Origin of the sequence: Paenisporosarcina sp. OV554, assembly GCF_003058165.1 — a bacterium.
In the GTDB taxonomy this organism is placed as follows: domain Bacteria; phylum Bacillota; class Bacilli; order Bacillales_A; family Planococcaceae; genus Paenisporosarcina.
Genome location: NZ_QBUC01000015.1, coordinates 54,407 through 73,004, shown reverse-complemented (window position 1 = coordinate 73,004; position 18,598 = coordinate 54,407). Strand labels below are relative to the sequence as shown.

General features: G+C 37.0%; 20 protein-coding genes. 17 read left to right on the top strand and 3 right to left on the bottom strand.

The window, feature by feature from the left end:
- Nucleotides 1-24 precede the first annotated feature (24 nt).
- The 4 genes from noc (at nucleotide 25) to C8K15_RS13325 (ending at nucleotide 3,615) form a co-directional block, all read left to right on the top strand.
- Entirely contained in the window at nucleotides 25-888 is an 864-nt protein-coding gene (gene noc / locus C8K15_RS13340) for a nucleoid occlusion protein (RefSeq protein ID WP_108586896.1), read from the top strand.
- Between the two features lie 244 nt (nucleotides 889-1,132).
- The gene (locus C8K15_RS13335; protein ID WP_108586895.1) at nucleotides 1,133-1,894 is read left to right on the top strand and encodes a ParA family protein; all 762 of its coding nucleotides are present in this window, start codon (nucleotides 1,133-1,135) and stop codon (nucleotides 1,892-1,894) included.
- A complete protein-coding gene (locus C8K15_RS13330) occupies nucleotides 1,887-2,738 on the top strand; it encodes a ParB/RepB/Spo0J family partition protein (protein WP_108586894.1) in 852 nt (283 codons plus the stop codon). The genes C8K15_RS13335 and C8K15_RS13330 overlap by 8 nt, the downstream gene beginning before the upstream one ends.
- A 142-nt stretch (nucleotides 2,739-2,880) precedes the next feature.
- Nucleotides 2,881-3,615: a DUF554 domain-containing protein gene (locus C8K15_RS13325; protein ID WP_108586893.1), complete on the top strand. Its 735-nt coding sequence runs from the start codon at nucleotides 2,881-2,883 to the stop codon at nucleotides 3,613-3,615.
- Here the strand turns inward: C8K15_RS13325 and yyaC are convergent.
- A complete protein-coding gene (gene yyaC, locus C8K15_RS13320) occupies nucleotides 3,535-4,143 on the bottom strand; it encodes a spore protease YyaC (RefSeq protein ID WP_108586892.1) in 609 nt (202 codons plus the stop codon). The genes C8K15_RS13325 and yyaC overlap by 81 nt on opposite strands.
- Nucleotides 4,144-4,230: 87 nt before the next feature.
- On the opposite strand from yyaC, the gene C8K15_RS13315 reads away from it, so the two are divergent.
- From C8K15_RS13315 to C8K15_RS13300, 4 genes are all read left to right on the top strand, one after another.
- Nucleotides 4,231-5,145 (top strand): mechanosensitive ion channel family protein, encoded by a 915-nt coding sequence (locus tag C8K15_RS13315; RefSeq protein WP_108586911.1) that lies wholly within the window; start codon nucleotides 4,231-4,233, stop codon nucleotides 5,143-5,145.
- Nucleotides 5,145-5,354 (top strand): DUF951 domain-containing protein, encoded by a 210-nt coding sequence (locus tag C8K15_RS13310; protein ID WP_108586891.1) that lies wholly within the window; start codon nucleotides 5,145-5,147, stop codon nucleotides 5,352-5,354. The genes C8K15_RS13315 and C8K15_RS13310 overlap by 1 nt, the downstream gene beginning before the upstream one ends.
- Nucleotides 5,355-5,509: 155 nt before the next feature.
- Nucleotides 5,510-6,610: a redox-regulated ATPase YchF gene (gene ychF / locus C8K15_RS13305; protein WP_108586890.1), complete on the top strand. Its 1,101-nt coding sequence runs from the start codon at nucleotides 5,510-5,512 to the stop codon at nucleotides 6,608-6,610.
- Nucleotides 6,611-6,675: 65 nt separating this feature from the next.
- The gene (locus tag C8K15_RS13300) at nucleotides 6,676-7,056 is read left to right on the top strand and encodes a gamma-glutamylcyclotransferase family protein (protein ID WP_108586889.1); all 381 of its coding nucleotides are present in this window, start codon (nucleotides 6,676-6,678) and stop codon (nucleotides 7,054-7,056) included.
- A 33-nt stretch (nucleotides 7,057-7,089) separates the two neighbouring features.
- Here C8K15_RS13300 and C8K15_RS13295 read toward each other — a convergent pair whose 3' ends face one another.
- Nucleotides 7,090-7,638, bottom strand: a complete 549-nt coding sequence (locus C8K15_RS13295) for a metalloprotease family protein (protein ID WP_108586888.1) — start codon at nucleotides 7,636-7,638, stop codon at nucleotides 7,090-7,092.
- 176 nt (nucleotides 7,639-7,814) lie between these two features.
- On the opposite strand from C8K15_RS13295, the gene rpsF reads away from it, so the two are divergent.
- The 8 genes from rpsF (at nucleotide 7,815) to C8K15_RS13255 (ending at nucleotide 15,453) form a co-directional block, all read left to right on the top strand.
- Nucleotides 7,815-8,108: a 30S ribosomal protein S6 gene (gene rpsF / locus C8K15_RS13290; protein WP_024536273.1), complete on the top strand. Its 294-nt coding sequence runs from the start codon at nucleotides 7,815-7,817 to the stop codon at nucleotides 8,106-8,108.
- A gap of 56 nt (nucleotides 8,109-8,164) precedes the next feature.
- Nucleotides 8,165-8,671, top strand: coding sequence for a single-stranded DNA-binding protein (ssb, locus tag C8K15_RS13285; RefSeq protein WP_108586887.1), 507 nt, complete (start codon nucleotides 8,165-8,167; stop codon nucleotides 8,669-8,671).
- 127 nt (nucleotides 8,672-8,798) lie between these two features.
- The gene (gene rpsR, locus C8K15_RS13280) at nucleotides 8,799-9,035 is read left to right on the top strand and encodes a 30S ribosomal protein S18 (protein ID WP_017378776.1); all 237 of its coding nucleotides are present in this window, start codon (nucleotides 8,799-8,801) and stop codon (nucleotides 9,033-9,035) included.
- A gap of 231 nt (nucleotides 9,036-9,266) precedes the next feature.
- Nucleotides 9,267-10,208 (top strand): YybS family protein, encoded by a 942-nt coding sequence (locus C8K15_RS13275; RefSeq protein ID WP_108586886.1) that lies wholly within the window; start codon nucleotides 9,267-9,269, stop codon nucleotides 10,206-10,208.
- A gap of 12 nt (nucleotides 10,209-10,220) precedes the next feature.
- On the top strand, nucleotides 10,221-12,197 hold the full coding sequence (locus C8K15_RS13270; protein ID WP_108586885.1) for a DHH family phosphoesterase: 1,977 nt from the start codon (nucleotides 10,221-10,223) through the stop codon (nucleotides 12,195-12,197).
- The gene (rplI, locus tag C8K15_RS13265) at nucleotides 12,194-12,643 is read left to right on the top strand and encodes a 50S ribosomal protein L9 (protein WP_108586884.1); all 450 of its coding nucleotides are present in this window, start codon (nucleotides 12,194-12,196) and stop codon (nucleotides 12,641-12,643) included. The genes C8K15_RS13270 and rplI overlap by 4 nt, the downstream gene beginning before the upstream one ends.
- 12 nt (nucleotides 12,644-12,655) lie before the next feature.
- Entirely contained in the window at nucleotides 12,656-14,017 is a 1,362-nt protein-coding gene (gene dnaB / locus C8K15_RS13260) for a replicative DNA helicase (protein WP_108586883.1), read from the top strand.
- A 149-nt stretch (nucleotides 14,018-14,166) separates the two neighbouring features.
- Nucleotides 14,167-15,453, top strand: coding sequence for an adenylosuccinate synthase (locus tag C8K15_RS13255; RefSeq protein ID WP_108586882.1), 1,287 nt, complete (start codon nucleotides 14,167-14,169; stop codon nucleotides 15,451-15,453).
- Nucleotides 15,454-15,683: 230 nt separating this feature from the next.
- Here C8K15_RS13255 and C8K15_RS13250 read toward each other — a convergent pair whose 3' ends face one another.
- Complete coding sequence (locus C8K15_RS13250; RefSeq protein WP_108586881.1) at nucleotides 15,684-16,589, bottom strand: YitT family protein; 906 nt, start codon at nucleotides 16,587-16,589, stop codon at nucleotides 15,684-15,686.
- 354 nt (nucleotides 16,590-16,943) lie between these two features.
- On the opposite strand from C8K15_RS13250, the gene C8K15_RS13245 reads away from it, so the two are divergent.
- Nucleotides 16,944-18,419, top strand: coding sequence for a M23 family metallopeptidase (locus C8K15_RS13245; protein WP_108586880.1), 1,476 nt, complete (start codon nucleotides 16,944-16,946; stop codon nucleotides 18,417-18,419).
- Nucleotides 18,420-18,598 lie beyond the last annotated feature (179 nt).

Below are 18,598 nucleotides of genomic sequence, written 5' to 3'. Positions count from 1 at the left end.
TTTCTTAAAGGTGGTGCCTCGGGGATGAAAAGTCCTTTTTCACGTTTTTTTGGAAGTGGCGAAAAAGAAATGGCTGCTACAAAGCAAACAGCCGAACAATATGAAGAAGTTTTAAAAATCCCTTTAAATCTAATTGTCCCGAATCGTTTTCAACCTCGGACAGTTTTTGATGAGTCTAAAATTGAAGAATTAGCTCGTACAATTCACACTCATGGAGTAATTCAACCTATCGTTGTACGTAAAATGGATGACGAAGATCGATATGAAATTATTGCTGGAGAACGCCGATTCCGAGCAATGACGAAACTGGAGTGGGAGTTAGTTCCTGCAATTGTACGAAATTTAAGTGATAAAGAAACAGCATCAATAGCATTGATTGAAAATCTTCAACGTGAAGAGTTAACGGCAATTGAGGAAGCACTAGCATATCAAAAGTTGTTAGAACTACATGAATTAACTCAAGAAGCTTTAGCACAACGTTTAGGAAAAGGACAATCCACAGTTGCTAATAAATTACGATTGCTTAAACTACCACAAATAATCCAAGATGGTATTCTAAGACGTGAGATATCTGAACGTCATGCTCGTGCATTAATGCCTGTTAAAGAAGAAGATAAGCAAATTGAATTATTCCATGAAATTATTGCTCAACAATACAATGTAAAGCAGCTTGAAAAGAAAGTGGATGAATGGTTGAATCCACCAGTAGTAGAAGGAAAGAAAGAAAAACCAAAGAGAAAAACGATTAGTCGAGATGTAAGAATTGCATTGAATACACTTAGACAGTCATTTGCAATGGTAGCCAAAACAGGGATTAAAATGGAAACCGAAGAGGAAGAACATGAAGATTTCTATCAGATTACTGTGAGAATACCTAAAAAGAAATAATGATATTGCGAAGTTGTGAACTCTTGCTATGTAATTAGCAAGAGTTTTTTCATTTGTAATAATAATATAATCCTTTTTTAATGAAAATTTTGTTAGAATGAAATGATAAGAAAAATTGTAAAATTCTCAAATAATTAGTCAGAACAGTCTAATTCTTTTTTCGTGATTTTTCGAGTGGAAAACTGAAGAGGGTGTGAAGCTAACGTTTGAAGCTAGAAATGTGTAGAAGAGAGCAGGTGCAAGCGTGGGGAGAATTATTGCGATCGCCAATCAAAAAGGCGGCGTAGGTAAAACGACAACATCTGTAAGTTTAAGTGCATGTCTTGCTTACTTAGGGAAAAAAGTCTTGCTTATGGATACAGATCCACAAGGGAATGCAACAAGTGGTGTTGGCGTCAACAAGGGTGATGTACACCAATGTATTTATGATGTATTAATCGATGATATAGATATTAGGAATGTGATTTTAGAAACTAAAGTCGAAAATTTATATGTAGTACCAGCGACTATTTCTTTAGCGGGAGCAGAGATCGAGCTTGTTACAACGATATCTCGAGAAGTTCGGTTAAAACGGGCACTTCAAGAAGTAAAAGAAGAATATGATTATATCATTATTGACTGTCCGCCTTCTCTAGGACTGTTAACTATTAATGCATTAACAGCTTCAGATGCAATATTAATACCAGTTCAATGCGAATATTATGCGTTGGAAGGATTAAGCCAATTATTAAGCACTATTCGTTTAGTACAAAAACACTTAAATAACCAACTCACAATTGATGGTGTGTTATTAACCATGTTTGATGCTCGAACAAACTTGGGCATTCAAGTAATTGAAGAAGTGAAAAAGTACTTCCAAGATAAAGTGTATAAAACAATTATTCCTCGAAATGTCCGACTGAGCGAGGCTCCGAGTCACGGAGAACCAATTATTATTTATGATCCAAAATCTCGTGGTGCAGAAGTATATCTAGAGTTGGCTAAGGAAGTGATTCGTAATGTCTAAAGGTTTAAGTAAAGGTTTAGGTAAAGGTATTAATGCGATTTTCCCTGGAGAATCAATTAATCAAATGGAAACAGTTGAAAAAATTTCTGTAAATCTAATCAAGGTAAACCCGTTCCAACCTCGAAAAATTTTTGATGAAGTAGCACTAGCGGAACTATCTGAATCAATTAAAGAACACGGTGTGCTTCAACCAATTATTTTAAGAAAAAAAGGAAAATCATTTGAAATTGTAGTAGGGGAAAGACGTTTTAGAGCTTCTAAAGATGCTGGTTTAACTGAAATTCCTGCTGTAATTCGAGGGTTTACCGATCAACAAATGATGGAAATTGCGATACTTGAGAACTTGCAACGCGAAGACTTAACACCGATTGAAGAAGCGGATGCATACCAAAACTTGATGGAAAATCTAAGTCTTACTCAGGAACAATTGGCATTCAGATTAGGAAAGAGTCGACCTCACATCGCTAATCATATTCGATTATTATCTTTACCAGAAGTGGTTAGAGAGAAGATTTCCTCGAATAAAATCTCAATGGGACATGGACGTGCATTACTTGGATTAAAACAAAAAAAAATGATTCCTGCTATTTCAGATAAAGTTATGAAAGAGAACTTGAATGTAAGACAGCTTGAAGCACTTGTCCAACGGATGAATGAAAATGTTTCACGTGAAACAACTAAAACGATAAATAAAGATATTTTCATTGAAGAAAAAGAATCTCAATTGCGTGAAATTTTCGGGACAACTGTTTCAATTAAAAAAACTAAAAATAAAGGGAAAATCGAAATTGAATTTTTCTCTGAAGATGATTTAGAACGAATCTTAGAATTATTAGAAGATTAAATTGCCTATTCCCATGAAGAGTATTCTTTAAGGGAATAGGTTCTATTTTTGAATAATAATCTAGCATTAAATTTCATTGAATTAGGAAAAAATAGGGAATGACAACAAGAAAAGACTTTCTATGGTGAGATGAGGAAAAAAGATGGTGTTATTAGGGACCTTAATTAATGCTCTACTCATAATTGTTGGAACCATTATTGGTAGATTGTTAAAAAACATTCCAGAAAATATGAAGCAAACAGTAATGTACGCCATAGGTCTTGCAGTTACTGTAATAGGTCTTCAAATGGGGTTTGAAAGCGGTCAATTTTTAATTGTTATTATCAGTTTAGTTTTGGGTGCGGTCATAGGTGAATGGATTGATTTGGACCTTCAACTTAATCGATTAGGTCAATGGCTTGAAGCAAAAGTAGGTAAGAACAAAAAAGGTGAAAACATTAGCATTGCACAAGGATTTGTTTCTGCAACGCTGATTTTCGTTATTGGTTCAATGGCTATTTTAGGATCACTCGATAGTGGGTTGCGAAATGACCATGATTTATTGATTGTAAAAGGGTTAATCGATGGCTTTACATCAATTATTTTAGCTACTACATTGGGCATTGGGGTCCTTTTATCTGCGATTCCTGTAATTTTATATCAAGGGACTATCGCACTTTTTGCCACTCAAATTAGCCGCATTATTCCAGAAGAAGCTCTTGCATTGTTCATTCGGGAAATGACGGCAACTGGTGGAATCATGATTGTGGCGATAGGTTTAAATATGATTGGATTGACTAAAATAAGAGTAGCAAACTTATTGCCAGGCATTTTGGTGGTGGCTGTCGTCGTTGCTATTTCTTATCAATTTCATTTGGTACCGTTGCCAAGCAAGTAAAATCCCGCGTGATAGAATTTTACCCATGTCATATGGTAATTGAAGTCGAGTGTTTTGTAAGACGGTATACTCTTGAAAGCCGCCGATATTTACAATTCCTTTGATTGAAAGATCCCCGATAGATGGTAAAGTTTTTTTTACTGCTTTTCCTGGGAAAAGCGGGCCTTTTTCAATAACGATATGGCCAATTTTATCAACTTTTCCTAAGCAAGCATCTATTGCTATTACATATGGTTTGACTGTTCTTGCTTGAAATGATTCTATATTTTGTTGTAAATTCAAAGCGTGAAGAGGTTGCTGTAATGTACCGATAACTTCATATGGAAAAGAAGGATACTCGCTAAGCCAAGTACCCACTAAAGGGCCAAGTGCGTCGCCAGTGGATCGATCGGTTCCTATACAACAAAAAGTAAGATTGGATTTTTCGAAAGGAATAATCTGAAGAAAAAGCGAGCTTAGACGCCAAGCGACGCCGGAATCTTGATAGAAAAATTCTTCTGGTTGTAGATGAGACGAAAATGCAAACATAGGGTAAGCTCACTCTCTTTTTTTTCATAGTATACGTATTAGAAATAGGCTTTATTCAAAAAGGTGGTAGACAAATTGAACATCGAAATGAACATTGAAACAACCATAAATAAGATGAAAAAATTATTGCTAGACGAAGAATTATGGATTGATTCAGGTATCATCATTTTAAAAGTTTTCTTTATTATACTTCTTGCTGGAATTGTGGTGAAAATAGGTAAAATCGTGATTCAAAAATTGTTTGAAGTAAGGATGAAAGCGCCTTTACGTTATTCCGAACGCAGACAAAATACATTGCTTAAATTACTTCAAAACGGTCTTGCCTATATTGTATATTTCGCTGCTATTCTAGCCGTTTTATCAGCTTTAACTATTGATGTAACCGGGTTACTCGCAGGTGCTGGAGTACTTGGTTTAGCTATTGGTTTTGGGGCACAAAACTTAGTCCGTGATGTAATTACAGGGTTCTTTATTATTTTTGAGGATCAATTTTCAGTAGGCGATTATGTACGAATCGGTGCAGCTGAAGGAACTGTTGAAGAAATAGGGTTGCGAACGACAAAACTTAGTGGATTAAATGGTGAAATTCATATATTTCCGAACGGAACGATTGTTGAAGTCGTAAACTTTTCCTTAAACAATTCCATTGCCATTGTAGATGTTAGCGTAGCGTATGAAACGGACATTCCAAGGGCAGAAGAACTTATTCGTGAGTTTTTAATGGAACTTCCAGATAAATATGAACAGTTGGTGAAACTACCTGTGTTACTTGGTGTTCAAAACTTGGCAGCTTCGGAAGTAGTTATGCGCATTACTGCTGAAACAATGCCTATGCAACACTTTGCCATTGCACGTATCATTCGTCGTGATTTAAAAATCTTTATGGATGAGCATGGTATTGAAATTCCATATCCGAAAATGGTGATGTATCAGAAGAAGACAGGATCAGTGGACGCAGGAATAGGTGATCCTGTTAAGAATGATGATAAGGGGAAAATCTAATGGACGTAAAAACCTATGAACTTGGCGACATAGTTGAAATGAAAAAACAACACCCTTGTGGGACAAACGAGTGGAAGGTCATCCGCATGGGTGCCGATGTACGGATAAAGTGTGAAGGGTGTCAACATAGCGTGATGATTCCACGGAGAGAATTTGAGAAGAAAATGAAAAAGATAGTGAAGAAAACAGAACTCTCTTCAGAAGAATAGACAATAACCTTACAAAAATCTATAATATATAAGTTACATGAATATAGGAGAACTTCACACGAGCTCGATTCAGCGTTTGATGTGAGATTATAATAAAAGTGAAAAACTAGTGTTTATATATAGATAAGCTAGTAATTATGAAAGGTTGGGAAACCATGGCATTAACAGCAGGAATTGTAGGATTACCGAATGTTGGTAAATCAACTTTATTTAATGCAATTACAAAAGCAGGTGCTGAGGCAGCAAACTACCCATTCTGTACAATTGATCCGAACGTAGGAATTGTAGAAGTACCGGATGAGCGTCTTAATAAATTAACGGAACTTGTTGTTCCAAAGAAAACTGTTCCTACGGCCTTTGAGTTTACTGACATTGCTGGGATCGTTAAAGGCGCTAGCAAAGGAGAAGGGCTTGGAAATAAATTCTTAGCACATATTCGTGAAGTGGATGCAATTTGCCAAGTTGTGCGTTGTTTTGTTGATGAAAATGTAACGCATGTTGCTGGAAAAGTAGATCCAATTTCGGATATTGAAGTAATCAATCTTGAGTTGATTTTGGCTGACTTGGAAAGCGTTGAAAAACGTTTGCAACGTGTAGGCAAAATGGCGAAACAAAAAGACAAAGATGCAATGGTTGAAGAACCGGTTTTGATCAAACTTCGTGATGCTTTTGAAGAAGAAAAACCAGCACGTTCTGTTGAATTTACAGAAGAAGAATTACGCGTAGTTAAAGGTCTTCATTTATTGACAATCAAACCTATGTTGTATGTAACGAACGTTGCAGAAGACGAAATTGCAAATGCTGAAGAAAATGAGTACGTTCAAAAAGTTCGTGAATTCGCTAACGCGGAAAATTCACAAGTGATTGTCATTTGTGCGAAGATTGAAGAAGAAATGGCTGAACTTGATGATGAAGAAAAAGCGATGTTTATTGAAGAATTAGGCATTAAAGAAGCTGGATTAGATCAACTAGTAAAAGCTGCATATCAATTATTGGGACTTGCAACTTACTTTACAGCGGGTGTACAAGAAGTTCGTGCTTGGACTTTCCGTAAAGGTATGAAGGCTCCTCAATGTGCCGGTGTTATCCATACTGACTTTGAACGTGGATTTATTCGCGCAGAGACAGTATCTTATGATGACTTAGTGGCTAACGGTTCAATGGCTTTAGCAAAAGAAGCAGGTAGAGTGAGATTAGAAGGTAAAGAATATATCGTACAAGACGGAGACGTTATGTTGTTCCGCTTTAACGTATAATACAAAAGGGTTAGTCGAAATTCGGCTAACCTTTTTTTTGAATACCAAGTAAAGGGGGATTAGACATGAATTTATTTGTATACGGTACGTTATTACGTGGAGAGTCCAATCATCATGTGATGGACGGTGCAACACTTTTATATACAGGTGGAATGCTTCAAGCGAAAATGTATGACACGGGGAAGGGATATCCCGCCATTGAACTTTCGATGGGTTCCACTATCGTCGGTGACATTTACGAGATTCCAGACCATATGTGGTTAAACCTTGATGATTTAGAGGGGTATACGGGCAATCCTACAACGGATTTGTATTCAAGAGAATTCGTCAAAGTTCAAACATTGGACGGTTTAGTAGAAGCCGTAGTTTATACAGTTTGCGACGAATCGATGAAACTGTATGAAATTCCTTCCGGTGATTGGACGAACTATCGTCAATCTAAATAAGTAAAGCTGCTCCCTTGAAAACGGGAAGCAGCTTTACTTATGTTCGAAAATATATAGTTTAGGTAATTCTGGATCATCTTTAATCCATACATCATCATTTACTGTTCGAAGCTCTTTTATCATTGAAAAATCTCCGACAGCACCAGCGATTAACCAAGCTGATAATAAAACAAGAAGCGGACTATTTATCGAAATCGCAATAACTGCAGGTAGAACTCCTGTTGTCCAAAACGGAAGGATCAACACTTTTCTCATTGCTTTGTTCTGAACTGCTTCGTTTGTTGTCGCGTAAGCAACTCCTAATTGCATGTTAATCCCGAAATCCAGTGAGCGCCAAGGGACTTTAGCAAATAGGACAAAACCGACTAAGTGGCTAGCTTCATGTAAACCGATTAAGACAATGTATCCAACCAAGAAGAGGAGCAGGCCGAGCCAGGAGAAGTCAAATGAAAAATCTTGGTGTACAATACTATTCAATAGTAAGAGACCAATACTTAAGCCAATTGTCAAAATCAATCCGGTCTTACCAATTTGTTGAATGTCTAAGTCTATGATTTTTGTTGGATTGGTCCATTTCTGCATAATCTTCACCCCTATATAATTAGTATAGCGAAAAAGCTGCTTAGAAAGACCATTTAAATAGTTGGTTGCGTGTGTAGTAGGTTTGTGATACAATCAACTGATGTGAGTAATAAACGTTACTTGCTCCTTGCCTACTGTTACAGTCAGGCCCAAGTCCATAAGGAGGTGCAAAAAAGATGAAAAAATACGAATTAATGTACATTATTCGCCCAACAATCGAAGATGACGCGAAAAAAGCTCTAGTAGCTCGTTTCGACGAAATCTTGACTTCGAATGGTGCTGAAATCATCGAGTCAAAAGAATGGGGCAAACGCCGCTTAGCTTATGAAATCAATGACTTCCGCGAAGGTTTCTACCAAATCGTGAAAGCAAACGCTGATTCAAGAGCAATCGACGAGTACATCCGTCTTGCTAACATTAACGAAGATATTATTCGTTTTGTAGCTGTAAAAGCACACGTTAAAAAATAAGAATATAAAATCGAGTTTACTCGAAACAACTTGCAGACGAGGGAGGTTGTATTCTGATGATTAACCGAGTGGTTTTAGTCGGAAGACTGACAAAAGATCCTGAGCTTCGTTATACACCAAGTGGAGTTGCAGTTGCACGTTTTACAATAGCTGTAAATCGTTCATTCTCTAACCAGCAAGGTGAAAAAGAAGCGGATTTTATTAACTGTACTGTTTGGAGAAAACCAGCTGAAAACACAGCAAACTTTTTGAAAAAAGGAAGTTTAGCAGGTGTCGAAGGGCGTATTCAAACTGGAAGCTATGAAGGCACAGATGGAAAGCGTGTTTACACGACTGAAGTTGTAGCTGATAGTGTTCAATTCCTTGAACCACGTAATAGTTCTGGTGGAGATCGTCCTCAACAAGGACAACCTTTTGGCGGCGGTTCAAATCAAAACAATCAATATTCATCTAATCAACAGAATCAATCACCAAATCAGCAAAACTATACACGTGTAGATGAAGATCCATTCTCTAGTGGCAGTGGCCCAATCGAAGTTTCAGACGACGATTTACCATTCTAAGTCGAAAATCGGAAAGACTGAATCGAAAACTTGTTTTCGCATGAGGTCTTGAAGCCAGACAATCCATTATGATGAATATCTTATATACACACTCAAATACAACCAAAAACTAAGGAGGCGAAACGATATGGCACCACGTCGCGGAGGCAAAAGACGTAAAAAGGTTTGTTATTTCAACTCAAACAATATTACGCACATTGACTATAAAGATGTTGATTTGCTTAAAAAATTCGTATCAGAACGCGGAAAAATTCTTCCACGTCGAGTTACGGGAACAAGCGCAAAATATCAACGTAAATTAACTTCAGCAATCAAATTATCACGCATCATGGCATTACTTCCTTTCTCTACTGAAGAAAGATAAGAATTGAACATGAACGCTTAAAAGACCGGGAAACCGGTCTTTTTTTGATTTCTGCAGTTTCACTTATTTTGAACTTTTGTTGCATCTTGTACAACATGTTACAATAAGAAGGTAATGTTGCCCTTCAAAGGGTAGAATAAATGCCCAACAAATAGTGTTTCCTATATAGCTAAAGAGGATCAAGGTAATTTAATAATGAATATATGTTTTTTAAGTTAGGAAGGTTTTTGAATGCCGAATGAACAAACGAGACAGCTAAAATTAGGTGCAATGGTAATTGTACTGTTCTCTATTTTGTTGGCTGTTTCTTTATATGTGCCTATAGTTAGTTTTATTACCTCATTTTTTATCGCATTACCACTAGCCTGGTATAGTGCGAAATTTAATCGCAAAACGTCTATTCTCGTTACTGTAGTTAGTATCGGAATATCTTTTTTTATCGGAGGATTACTGGCAGTCCCAATCAGCATGATTCATGCAGTACTGGGTCTTGTTATCGGTGATGCAATTCGGATGAAAAAAAGCAAGCTATTTATGTTACTGTCGACAGTAATTGTATTACTTGCAACTATTGTCATTCAATATGTGGTTGTTGTGTTGCTTTTCGGAGTTAATCCGGTGAAAGAATTATTAACAATCGCGTCAAATCAATATGATCAAATTGGTGCGTTATTAGAACGTTATAATGCATTGCCGAATAACTATGATAATACTGTAGCAGAAATATTATTCATGTTTGAAACAGTTATTCCATCCATCTTGATTATTTCTGTTTTTCTTTTGGTTATTGTGTTTATCAATATTTTATTGCCTGTTTTAAAAAGATTGGGATTAGTTGTACCGAAGTTCCCCGCATATCGAAACATGAAATTCCCTAAATCTATTTTATGGTATTACATGGTAGTGATTGTAGTCACTTTATTTGTCGAATTGGAGAAAGGTACCTTTGCATTTATGGTATTTGCAAATGCAACCCTGATACTTCGAGTATTACTTATTTTACAAGGTATTTCGTTCATTCAATTCTACATCCATCAACAGAGATGGCCAAAATGGCTTGCTTTTGTCGCAACTATTTTAGCGTTCCCTTTACAGTCGATTACATTTATAATCGGAATTATTGATTTGGGATTCAACGCTCGATTGTATGTCAAAGAGAAGAACAGAAAATAAGGAGCTGGAAAAATGTCAGCATTTTTTAGAAAAAGACCAATTCGTGTTCCTTTATTTTTTCTATCATTGCTCGGCCTGATAAGCGCTCTCTTACTCCTGTTCTGGCATATGTGGATAGGTATAATTGTAGCTGTTCTATTTGCCACAGTTTTATTGATAGGTTGGCAATTAGAGAAGCGTTTATATGAAGAGACAGAAAAACATATCGAGACTTTGTCTTACCGGATGAAACGAGTGGGAGAAGAAGCGTTACTCGAAATGCCAATTGGTATTTTATTGGTAAATGAGCATTGGACAATCGAATGGGCAAATCCATACATGGCAAGAGAGCTCGAATTTGATTCAATTATTGGAGAAAATTTATTTACATTGTCTGAAGAATTTCACACACTTGTAAAGCAAGAAGATAATAAAGAGCAAACTATAAGTTTGTCAGGAAAGAAATTTAAAATCTTGTATAAACCAGAAGAAAAACTCTTATATTTCTTTGACATTACGGAGCAAACAGAGCTTGAAACGTTATATTATGCTGATCGTAGCGTGATTGCCGTGTTGTTTATTGATAATTATGATGAATTAGCACAAGGGATGGAAGATCAAACACGAAGTCAGTTAAATAGCATGGTAACGTCTCTGGTCAATAACTGGGGAGCAGGTTATGGAATTTATGTTAAACGAATTTCATCAGACCGCTTCATTGCTGTATTAAATGAATCCATTTTACTTGAACTAGAAAAAACGAAGTTTGCGATATTAGATGAAATAAGAGAAACTACTTCTAAATTAAACTTATCCTTGACGCTTAGTATCGGAGTTGGTGCAGGATCATCATCATTAGTTGAGCTTGGTCAACTTGCACAGTCAAGTTTGGATTTAGTATTAGGACGTGGTGGTGACCAAGTTGCCATTAAACAGCCAAGTGGAAAAGTAAAGTTTTATGGTGGTAAAACGAACCCAGCAGAAAAGCGCACTCGGGTTCGGGCACGTGTCATTTCACATGCATTGCGTGATTTAATTCAAGATAGTGATCAAGTATTCGTAATGGGGCATCAATTGCCGGACATGGATGCTATAGGTGCCGCTGTCGGTGTACGTAAGATGGCAGAGATGAATCAAATTAATGGCTATGTTGTCATTAATTTTGATGAACTTGACCAGAGTGTGACACGATTAATGCAAGAAGTGAAAAATAAGCCAGAGCTGTTTGAACGCTTTATAACACCTGAAGAAGCGTTATCGAAATTAACTGATCGCACATTACTCGTGGTCGTAGATACACATAAACCAAGTATGGTTATTGATGAAAAGCTATTAAATCGAGCTGAAAAAGTAGTGGTTATAGATCATCACCGTCGTGGTGAAGAGTTTATCTCTAATACAATGCTTGTTTATATGGAGCCTTATGCATCATCAACATCTGAACTTGTAACAGAGTTACTTGAATATCAGCCTAAACATGATAAAATATCCATGCTTGAAGCAACTGCGATGCTTGCTGGAATTATTGTCGATACGAAGAGCTTTACTCTTCGGACAGGAGCAAGAACATTTGAGGCAGCCTCATATTTACGCACAAATGGAGCAGACACAGTGTTAGTGCAGCGTTTGCTGAAAGAAGACATAGCGACATATATTGAACGTTCAAAAATTGTCCAAACCGTTGAATTTTTCCGCGAAGGTATAGCAATTGCGCACGGGGAAGAAACGAAACCTTATAGCCAAGTGCTTATTGCACAGACTGCAGATATTCTGCTGACTATGAAGGGTGTATCAGCCTCATTTGTAGTGGCTAAAAAAGATAATGGAGATGTGGGCATTAGCGCACGTTCTATGGGTGAAATTAATGTTCAAGTGATTATGGAAAAACTCGGTGGCGGTGGTCATTTAACTAATGCCGCATGTCAAATTAAAAATGGCATGATTGAGATAGCAATTGAACAACTGAAATTAGCAATCATTGAAATTGTCGAAGGAGGCCAATCAACATGAAAGTAATTTTCTTGAAAGATGTTAAAGGCAAAGGGAAAAAAGGCGAAATTAAAAATGTAGCAGATGGGTATGCCCATAACTTTTTATTGAAAAACAACTTAGCAACAGAAGCGAACCAAGCAACAATTAGTGCATTAGATGGTCAAAAACGAAAACAAGATCAACAGGCTGAACAAGTGCATGAAGATGCGAAAAAGTTAAAAGAGAAATTAGAAGAAATAACGGTAGAATTAAAAGCTAAATCTGGCGAAGGTGGCCGTTTATTTGGTTCGATTACAACGAAACAAGTAGCTGAACAACTTCACAAATCAACAGGAATTAAAATCGATAAACGTAAAATGGAATTAGATGATGCCATTCGTGGATTAGGTTATACAAACATTCCAGTAAAATTACATCAAGAAGTAACTGCTATATTGAAAGTACATGTAACAGAAGAAGCATAAGGAGAGACTGCAATGAGCGAGCCCATGATGGATCGGATTCCCCCTCACAACCAAGAAGCTGAACAGTCCGTTATTGGGGCTATCTTTTTAGAGCCTCAAGCGCTCATTACGGCTGCAGAAATATTACAATATGAAGATTTTTATAGAGTAGCGCATCAAAAGATTTTCCAGACGATGAATCGTCTAAGCGATCAAGGAAAACCAATCGACGTCGTGACAGTGACAGAAGAATTATCGTCAAAGAAGGAACTAGAAGATGTTGGTGGTCTTTCGTATTTAACAGAAATCGCGAATTCAGTGCCTACCGCAGCTAACATTGCACATTACGCACGCATAGTGGAAGAAAAGGCGTTGTTACGTCGTTTAATTCGAGTAGCAACAAATATCGTCGAGGATGGCTTTACACGTGAAGATGAAGTAGAAGCCTTATTATCTGAAGCCGAAAAGAAAATGATGGAAGTATCCAATCGGAAAAATGCGGGTGATTTCAGACACATAAAAGATGTGTTGGTGCAAACGTATGACAACATTGAACTTCTTCATGCTCGTAAAGGTGATATTACAGGTGTACCTACAGGGTTCCGTGATTTAGACCGTATTACTGCCGGTTTCCAACGCAATGATTTAATTATTGTTGCAGCCCGACCGTCAGTAGGTAAAACCGCTTTTGCCTTGAATGTGGCGCAAAATGTGGCAACCAAAACCGAAGAAAATGTAGCCATCTTCAGTCTAGAGATGGGTGCAGAGCAGCTGGTAATGCGTATGCTTTGTGCGGAAGGAAATATTGATGCACAAGTGTTACGTACGGGTGCATTAACTGCAGAAGATTGGCGCAAACTAACAATGGCTATGGGTAGTTTGTCTAACGCTGGAATTTTCATCGACGATACTCCGGGTATTCGTATAAATGAAATTCGGTCAAAGTGTCGTCGACTAAAACAAGAATTTGGTCTCGGTATGATCATGATTGATTACTTGCAACTTATTGTAGGTAGCTCAAACGGTAAAGAAAATCGTCAACAAGAAGTATCGGAAATTTCAAGATCATTAAAATCACTTGCACGTGAGTTACAAGTGCCTGTTATTGCATTGTCTCAGCTTTCTCGTGGAGTAGAGCAACGTCAGGACAAGCGTCCAATGATGTCCGATTTACGTGAATCGGGAAGTATTGAGCAAGATGCCGATATTGTATCTTTCTTATATCGTGAGGATTACTACGATAAGGAGACTGAAAATCAAAACATGATTGAAATTATAATTGCGAAACAACGTAACGGCCCTACAGGGACTGTAACCCTTGCTTTTGTTAAAGAGTTCAATAAGTTTGTAAACATTGATTGGAGTCAGCATCAACAACCAACACCTGACTATTAGCTTTCTGGAAAAAACACGAACGATGAATGTCTTATTTCATTTTTATGTTCGTGTTTTTCTTGTTTTTGGTTGACTAAATGCGTTTACGTTGGTACAATTAAGACTGTTTGATTCAGGACGCGTGAAAGCGTCTGACGGAGGTGCTGATTATGACATCGGTTGTAGTAGTAGGAACACAATGGGGAGACGAAGGTAAAGGGAAAATTACCGACTTCCTATCTGAGAATTCTGAAGTAATTGCTCGTTATCAAGGTGGGAATAACGCGGGACATACCATTATTTTTGGTGGAGAAACGTACAAGCTTCACCTAATCCCTTCAGGTATTTTTTATAAAGACAAAATTTCAGTAATCGGGAACGGAATGGTTGTCGATCCAAAAGCATTAGTAAAAGAGTTAAAAGGATTACATGAGCGTGGGGTAACGACTGAAAACTTACGTATTTCAAATCGTGCACACGTTATTTTACCTTACCACTTGAAGCAAGACGAAGTGGAAGAAACTCGTCGTGGTGCAAACAAAATTGGTACTACAGGTAAAGGTATTGGACCAGCTTACATGGATAAAGCAGCACGTGTAGGTATTCGTATGGCTGACTTACTTGATAAAGAAGTATTTGAAGAAAAACTTGAGCGCAATTTAGAAGAGAAAAACCGTTTGTTTGATAAGTTCTATGAAACAGAAGGTTTTACAAAAGAAGAAATTCTTGAAGAATACTACGGTTATGGTCAAGAAATTGCTAAGTATGTAACGGATACATCTAAAGTATTGAACGACGCTTTAGATGATGGCCGACGTGTTTTATTTGAAGGTGCACAAGGGGTTATGCTAGATATTGACCAAGGTACTTATCCATTTGTGACATCTTCTAACCCGGTAGCAGGTGGAGTGACAATTGGAGCGGGTGTAGGCCCAACGAAAATTAACCACGTTGTGGGTGTATGTAAAGCATATACATCTCGCGTAGGTGATGGTCCGTTCCCAACTGAATTATTTGACGAAGTTGGCAATCAAATTCGTGAAGTTGGTAAAGAGTATGGTACAACAACTGGTCGTCCACGACGTATCGGTTGGTTTGATAGCGTAGTTATCCGCCATGCACGTCGTGTGAGTGGATTAACAGATCTTACAGTTAACTCGATTGACGTGTTGACTGGATTAGACACGGTGAAGATTTGTACAGCTTACAGATATAAGGGTGAACTGATTACTGAGTATCCAGCGAACTTACGTATGTTAGCTGACTGCGAACCAGTATACGAAGAATTACCAGGTTGGAGCGAAGATGTAACATCTTGCAAATCACTTGACCAACTTCCAGAAAATGCAAGACACTACTTAGAACGAATTTCACAATTAAGCGGTGTACCAATTTCAATTTTCTCAGTAGGACCAGATCGAAATCAAACTAATATTATTACTAGCGTTTGGCGCTAAATTAATAACCCACGAAAAAGCGGGGAAAGGAAACTTTCTTCGCTTTTTTGCGTTTTTGGGCATTGGATCAATAGCGCTCTGGCTCATAGTTCAGATTGCATTTTTGATTCTTCTCAGATCACTTCAGAATATATTTCCTACAAACATTTAGCAGCAAACAACTGAATCGACCACTAACAAAAAAATGCGCTTCCCATAATGGGAAAGCGCATTTTTTCTTTACAGAGACATTAATGAATATTTTTTTTCTTGAAACGTCCACCACGTACTTCTGCTATGTTCCCAATTGCCACAAACGCTTGAAGATCGATATCTTCTACAATGGTTTTTAGTTTCGCTTCTTCTAAACGGGTGATTACAGTGAAAATAATTTTCTTCTTATCTCCAGTATACGCACCTTCACCGTGTAAATAAGTAACTCCACGTCCCAGTCGGTCAATAATGGCTTCACCGACTTCATCAACATGTTCACTGATGATATACACCGATTTTGATTCGTCTAATCCTTGGATTACAATATCGATTGTTTTATAGGCGATAAAGTAAGCCAATGCAGAATACATCGCTTGTTCCCAAGTAAATACAAATCCTGCAATCGTGAAAATCATTACGTTGAAGACCATAATAATTTCGCCTACAGAAAAAGCCGACTTGCTACTAAAAAGAATAGCTAAGATTTCAGTGCCATCTAAAGAGCCACCATAACGAATGACAAGTCCAACACCTATACCGAGTACGATTCCACCAAAAACAGTTGCTAAAAGTAAATCATCTGTGAAACGAGCAACAGGATGTAAAAAATATGTAAAAATTGAGAGGACAGTTATTCCTAACACTGTAGATAAAGCAAACGTTTTACCAATTTGTTTATATCCTATAAAAAAGAAAGGTATGTTTAGTAGGAAAATAAAGAGTCCTATTTCAAGACCCGATAGATGAGATAAGATAATGGATATTCCCACAATACCGCCATCTAATAATTGATTAGGTACTAAGAATAATTCAATACTCATGGCCATAAAAATAGCACCTATGATAATCATAACAATACGTTTTGCTACGACAGCTTTAGATGCTTTCCTGTGAGCATAAGGTATTTTTTTTATAGCATTTCGTTGTTCTTGTTCGTCAGTCATTGAATTTCCCCTTCTCTAACTAATACTCTAATTTTAACGTATTGCAGCTAAATAGCATAGGCAGGGGACTTAGAATATGACAAAAACAACAATAAAGGAGCGTCGAAATTGAAGTACTAGGTGAAAAGAGATATTTATTATGTGAAATAAAATAGAATTATTAGAATATAGACATCTTTTTAATGCAATTTATACCATTTAAATGTAATACATGGAATGAATGAGTCATTTTCTTTACAATGTGGGCGATCGTGAGGACTGAAGAAATAGGTTGTGTTAAATTATATAAGTGTGAAATGTTTCACACAAAAAGAACCATTCGTTTTCGGATGAGATTTTGAGAGGGGCTTTATCATGAATTTGAAATGGAATACTGGTGACAGGAAGAAGATTTCATCCGACCGAAAGCCAAACCGCACATCAAATATAATGAAAAAAGCAGCCATAATCGTAGTGCTTGCTTCAAGTCTTACATTTAATATCGGATTTGCAAAAGACAATGAAAGCAGTCAATTGCAGGAGATTTTTCATATATATGCTAGTGGTGAATATGTAGGAGCGGTTTCAGATAAAAAGGTTGTGAAAGACCTCGTAGAAGAAAAAATTGAAAAGACAAGCTCCCAATACGATGATTTGAAACTCACGGATGGATCGAAATTGTCCATCATTCCGGAGCAAGTCTTTGATCAAGAAACAAACGATACGAAAACAATTGACAAGCTAGACGACCTAGTAACGGTCGCTGCAGATGCATTTGCATTGTCGGTCAATGACGAGATTGCCGTCTACGTCAAAGACTTAAAATCGTACGATGAAGTAATTCGCAAATTAAAACTTCAATCTATTTCTGAAAAAGAACTCATCGAATTGGAAGCTCATCAAGACTCTAAAGATTCTTTACCACCATTGAAGGATAATGAAACAAGAATTTTAGACATTGAGCTAAAAGAATCAGTTTCTGGTGTGACAAAACAAGCAAAACCAGATAAGATTTTGACCGTAAATGAAGCAGTTAGTTACCTTCAACAAGGTGCTTTAGAAGAGAAAACATATTCGGTTCAAGCCGGGGATTCATTTAGCAAAATCGCTGCTCAACATAATCTTACTTCTGCTGAATTAACAAAGTTAAACAATGGCTTTAGCGAAGAGAGTGTTCTACAAATTGGTAAACAATTAAAAGTTACCGAGGTTAAACCTTTAGTGAATGTAGAAGTTGTTCGTGAGGGAAAACAAATAAAAGAAGTGAAGTTTGAAAAACAAGTGAAAAATTCATCTGAAATGTTTAAAGGTGATTCTAAAGTTCTTCAAAAAGGTAGTAATGGAGCCAAAGAAATAACGTATATAATTCGAGAACAAAACGGGATTCCTGTAGACAAATCTATTCAAAAAGAAAAGATTGTTAAAGAAGCAAAAAATAGTATCGTAGTTAAAGGGACAAAGGTAACTCCATCTCGTGGTTCAGGTAAGTTTTCTTGGCCAGCTGAAGGGGGCTACATTTCAAGTGAAATGGGCCGACGTTGGGGTAGAGAGCATCGCGGAATTGATATTGCTCGACCTAGTGGCTTTGCAATAAAAGCAGCTGATAATGGTGTTGTTACATCCGCTGGAAAAGAAGGCACTTACGGAAACAGAGTAGTAGTAGATCATAAAAATGGATTTCAGACTACTTATGCTCATTTAGCATCAATAAATGTAAAGAATGGACAAGTAGTATCTTCTGGTTCGAAATTAGGTGTTATGGGTTCAACAGGAAATTCTACAGGTATCCATTTACACTTTGAAGTACGTAAAAATGGTGTAATTGTCAATCCTCTTAATTATTTAAAATAATAATATCTTGTAAGACGGTCAATATTGCGAAATTGGCCGTCTTTTTATGTATGAATTTGTCGAATTATTGCCTGGGAAATATTCAACATTTCCCAATTGTTACTCGATAGATGCGAAACAAGGTAAAGCGTGATAGAGTAGGTGTATGATGAGGTCAATTTATATTCACATAGATAGAT

Coding starts and splice junctions, on each gene's coding strand:
- C8K15_RS13270 (WP_108586885.1), top strand. CDS start 10,221: ATGTCAGCATTTTTTAGAAAAAGACCAATTCGTGTTCCTTTATTTTTT.
- noc (WP_108586896.1), top strand. CDS start 25: ATGAAAAGTCCTTTTTCACGTTTTTTTGGAAGTGGCGAAAAAGAAATG.
- C8K15_RS13330 (WP_108586894.1), top strand. CDS start 1,887: ATGTCTAAAGGTTTAAGTAAAGGTTTAGGTAAAGGTATTAATGCGATT.
- rpsF (WP_024536273.1), top strand. CDS start 7,815: ATGAAAAAATACGAATTAATGTACATTATTCGCCCAACAATCGAAGAT.
- rpsR (WP_017378776.1), top strand. CDS start 8,799: ATGGCACCACGTCGCGGAGGCAAAAGACGTAAAAAGGTTTGTTATTTC.
- C8K15_RS13315 (WP_108586911.1), top strand. CDS start 4,231: ATGAACATTGAAACAACCATAAATAAGATGAAAAAATTATTGCTAGAC.
- C8K15_RS13250 (WP_108586881.1), bottom strand. CDS start 16,589: ATGACTGACGAACAAGAACAACGAAATGCTATAAAAAAAATACCTTAT.
- C8K15_RS13300 (WP_108586889.1), top strand. CDS start 6,676: ATGAATTTATTTGTATACGGTACGTTATTACGTGGAGAGTCCAATCAT.
- rplI (WP_108586884.1), top strand. CDS start 12,194: ATGAAAGTAATTTTCTTGAAAGATGTTAAAGGCAAAGGGAAAAAAGGC.
- dnaB (WP_108586883.1), top strand. CDS start 12,656: ATGAGCGAGCCCATGATGGATCGGATTCCCCCTCACAACCAAGAAGCT.
- C8K15_RS13245 (WP_108586880.1), top strand. CDS start 16,944: ATGAATTTGAAATGGAATACTGGTGACAGGAAGAAGATTTCATCCGAC.
- C8K15_RS13325 (WP_108586893.1), top strand. CDS start 2,881: ATGGTGTTATTAGGGACCTTAATTAATGCTCTACTCATAATTGTTGGA.
- yyaC (WP_108586892.1), bottom strand. CDS start 4,143: ATGTTTGCATTTTCGTCTCATCTACAACCAGAAGAATTTTTCTATCAA.
- ssb (WP_108586887.1), top strand. CDS start 8,165: ATGATTAACCGAGTGGTTTTAGTCGGAAGACTGACAAAAGATCCTGAG.
- C8K15_RS13295 (WP_108586888.1), bottom strand. CDS start 7,638: ATGCAGAAATGGACCAATCCAACAAAAATCATAGACTTAGACATTCAA.
- C8K15_RS13310 (WP_108586891.1), top strand. CDS start 5,145: ATGGACGTAAAAACCTATGAACTTGGCGACATAGTTGAAATGAAAAAA.
- C8K15_RS13255 (WP_108586882.1), top strand. CDS start 14,167: ATGACATCGGTTGTAGTAGTAGGAACACAATGGGGAGACGAAGGTAAA.
- ychF (WP_108586890.1), top strand. CDS start 5,510: ATGGCATTAACAGCAGGAATTGTAGGATTACCGAATGTTGGTAAATCA.
- C8K15_RS13275 (WP_108586886.1), top strand. CDS start 9,267: ATGCCGAATGAACAAACGAGACAGCTAAAATTAGGTGCAATGGTAATT.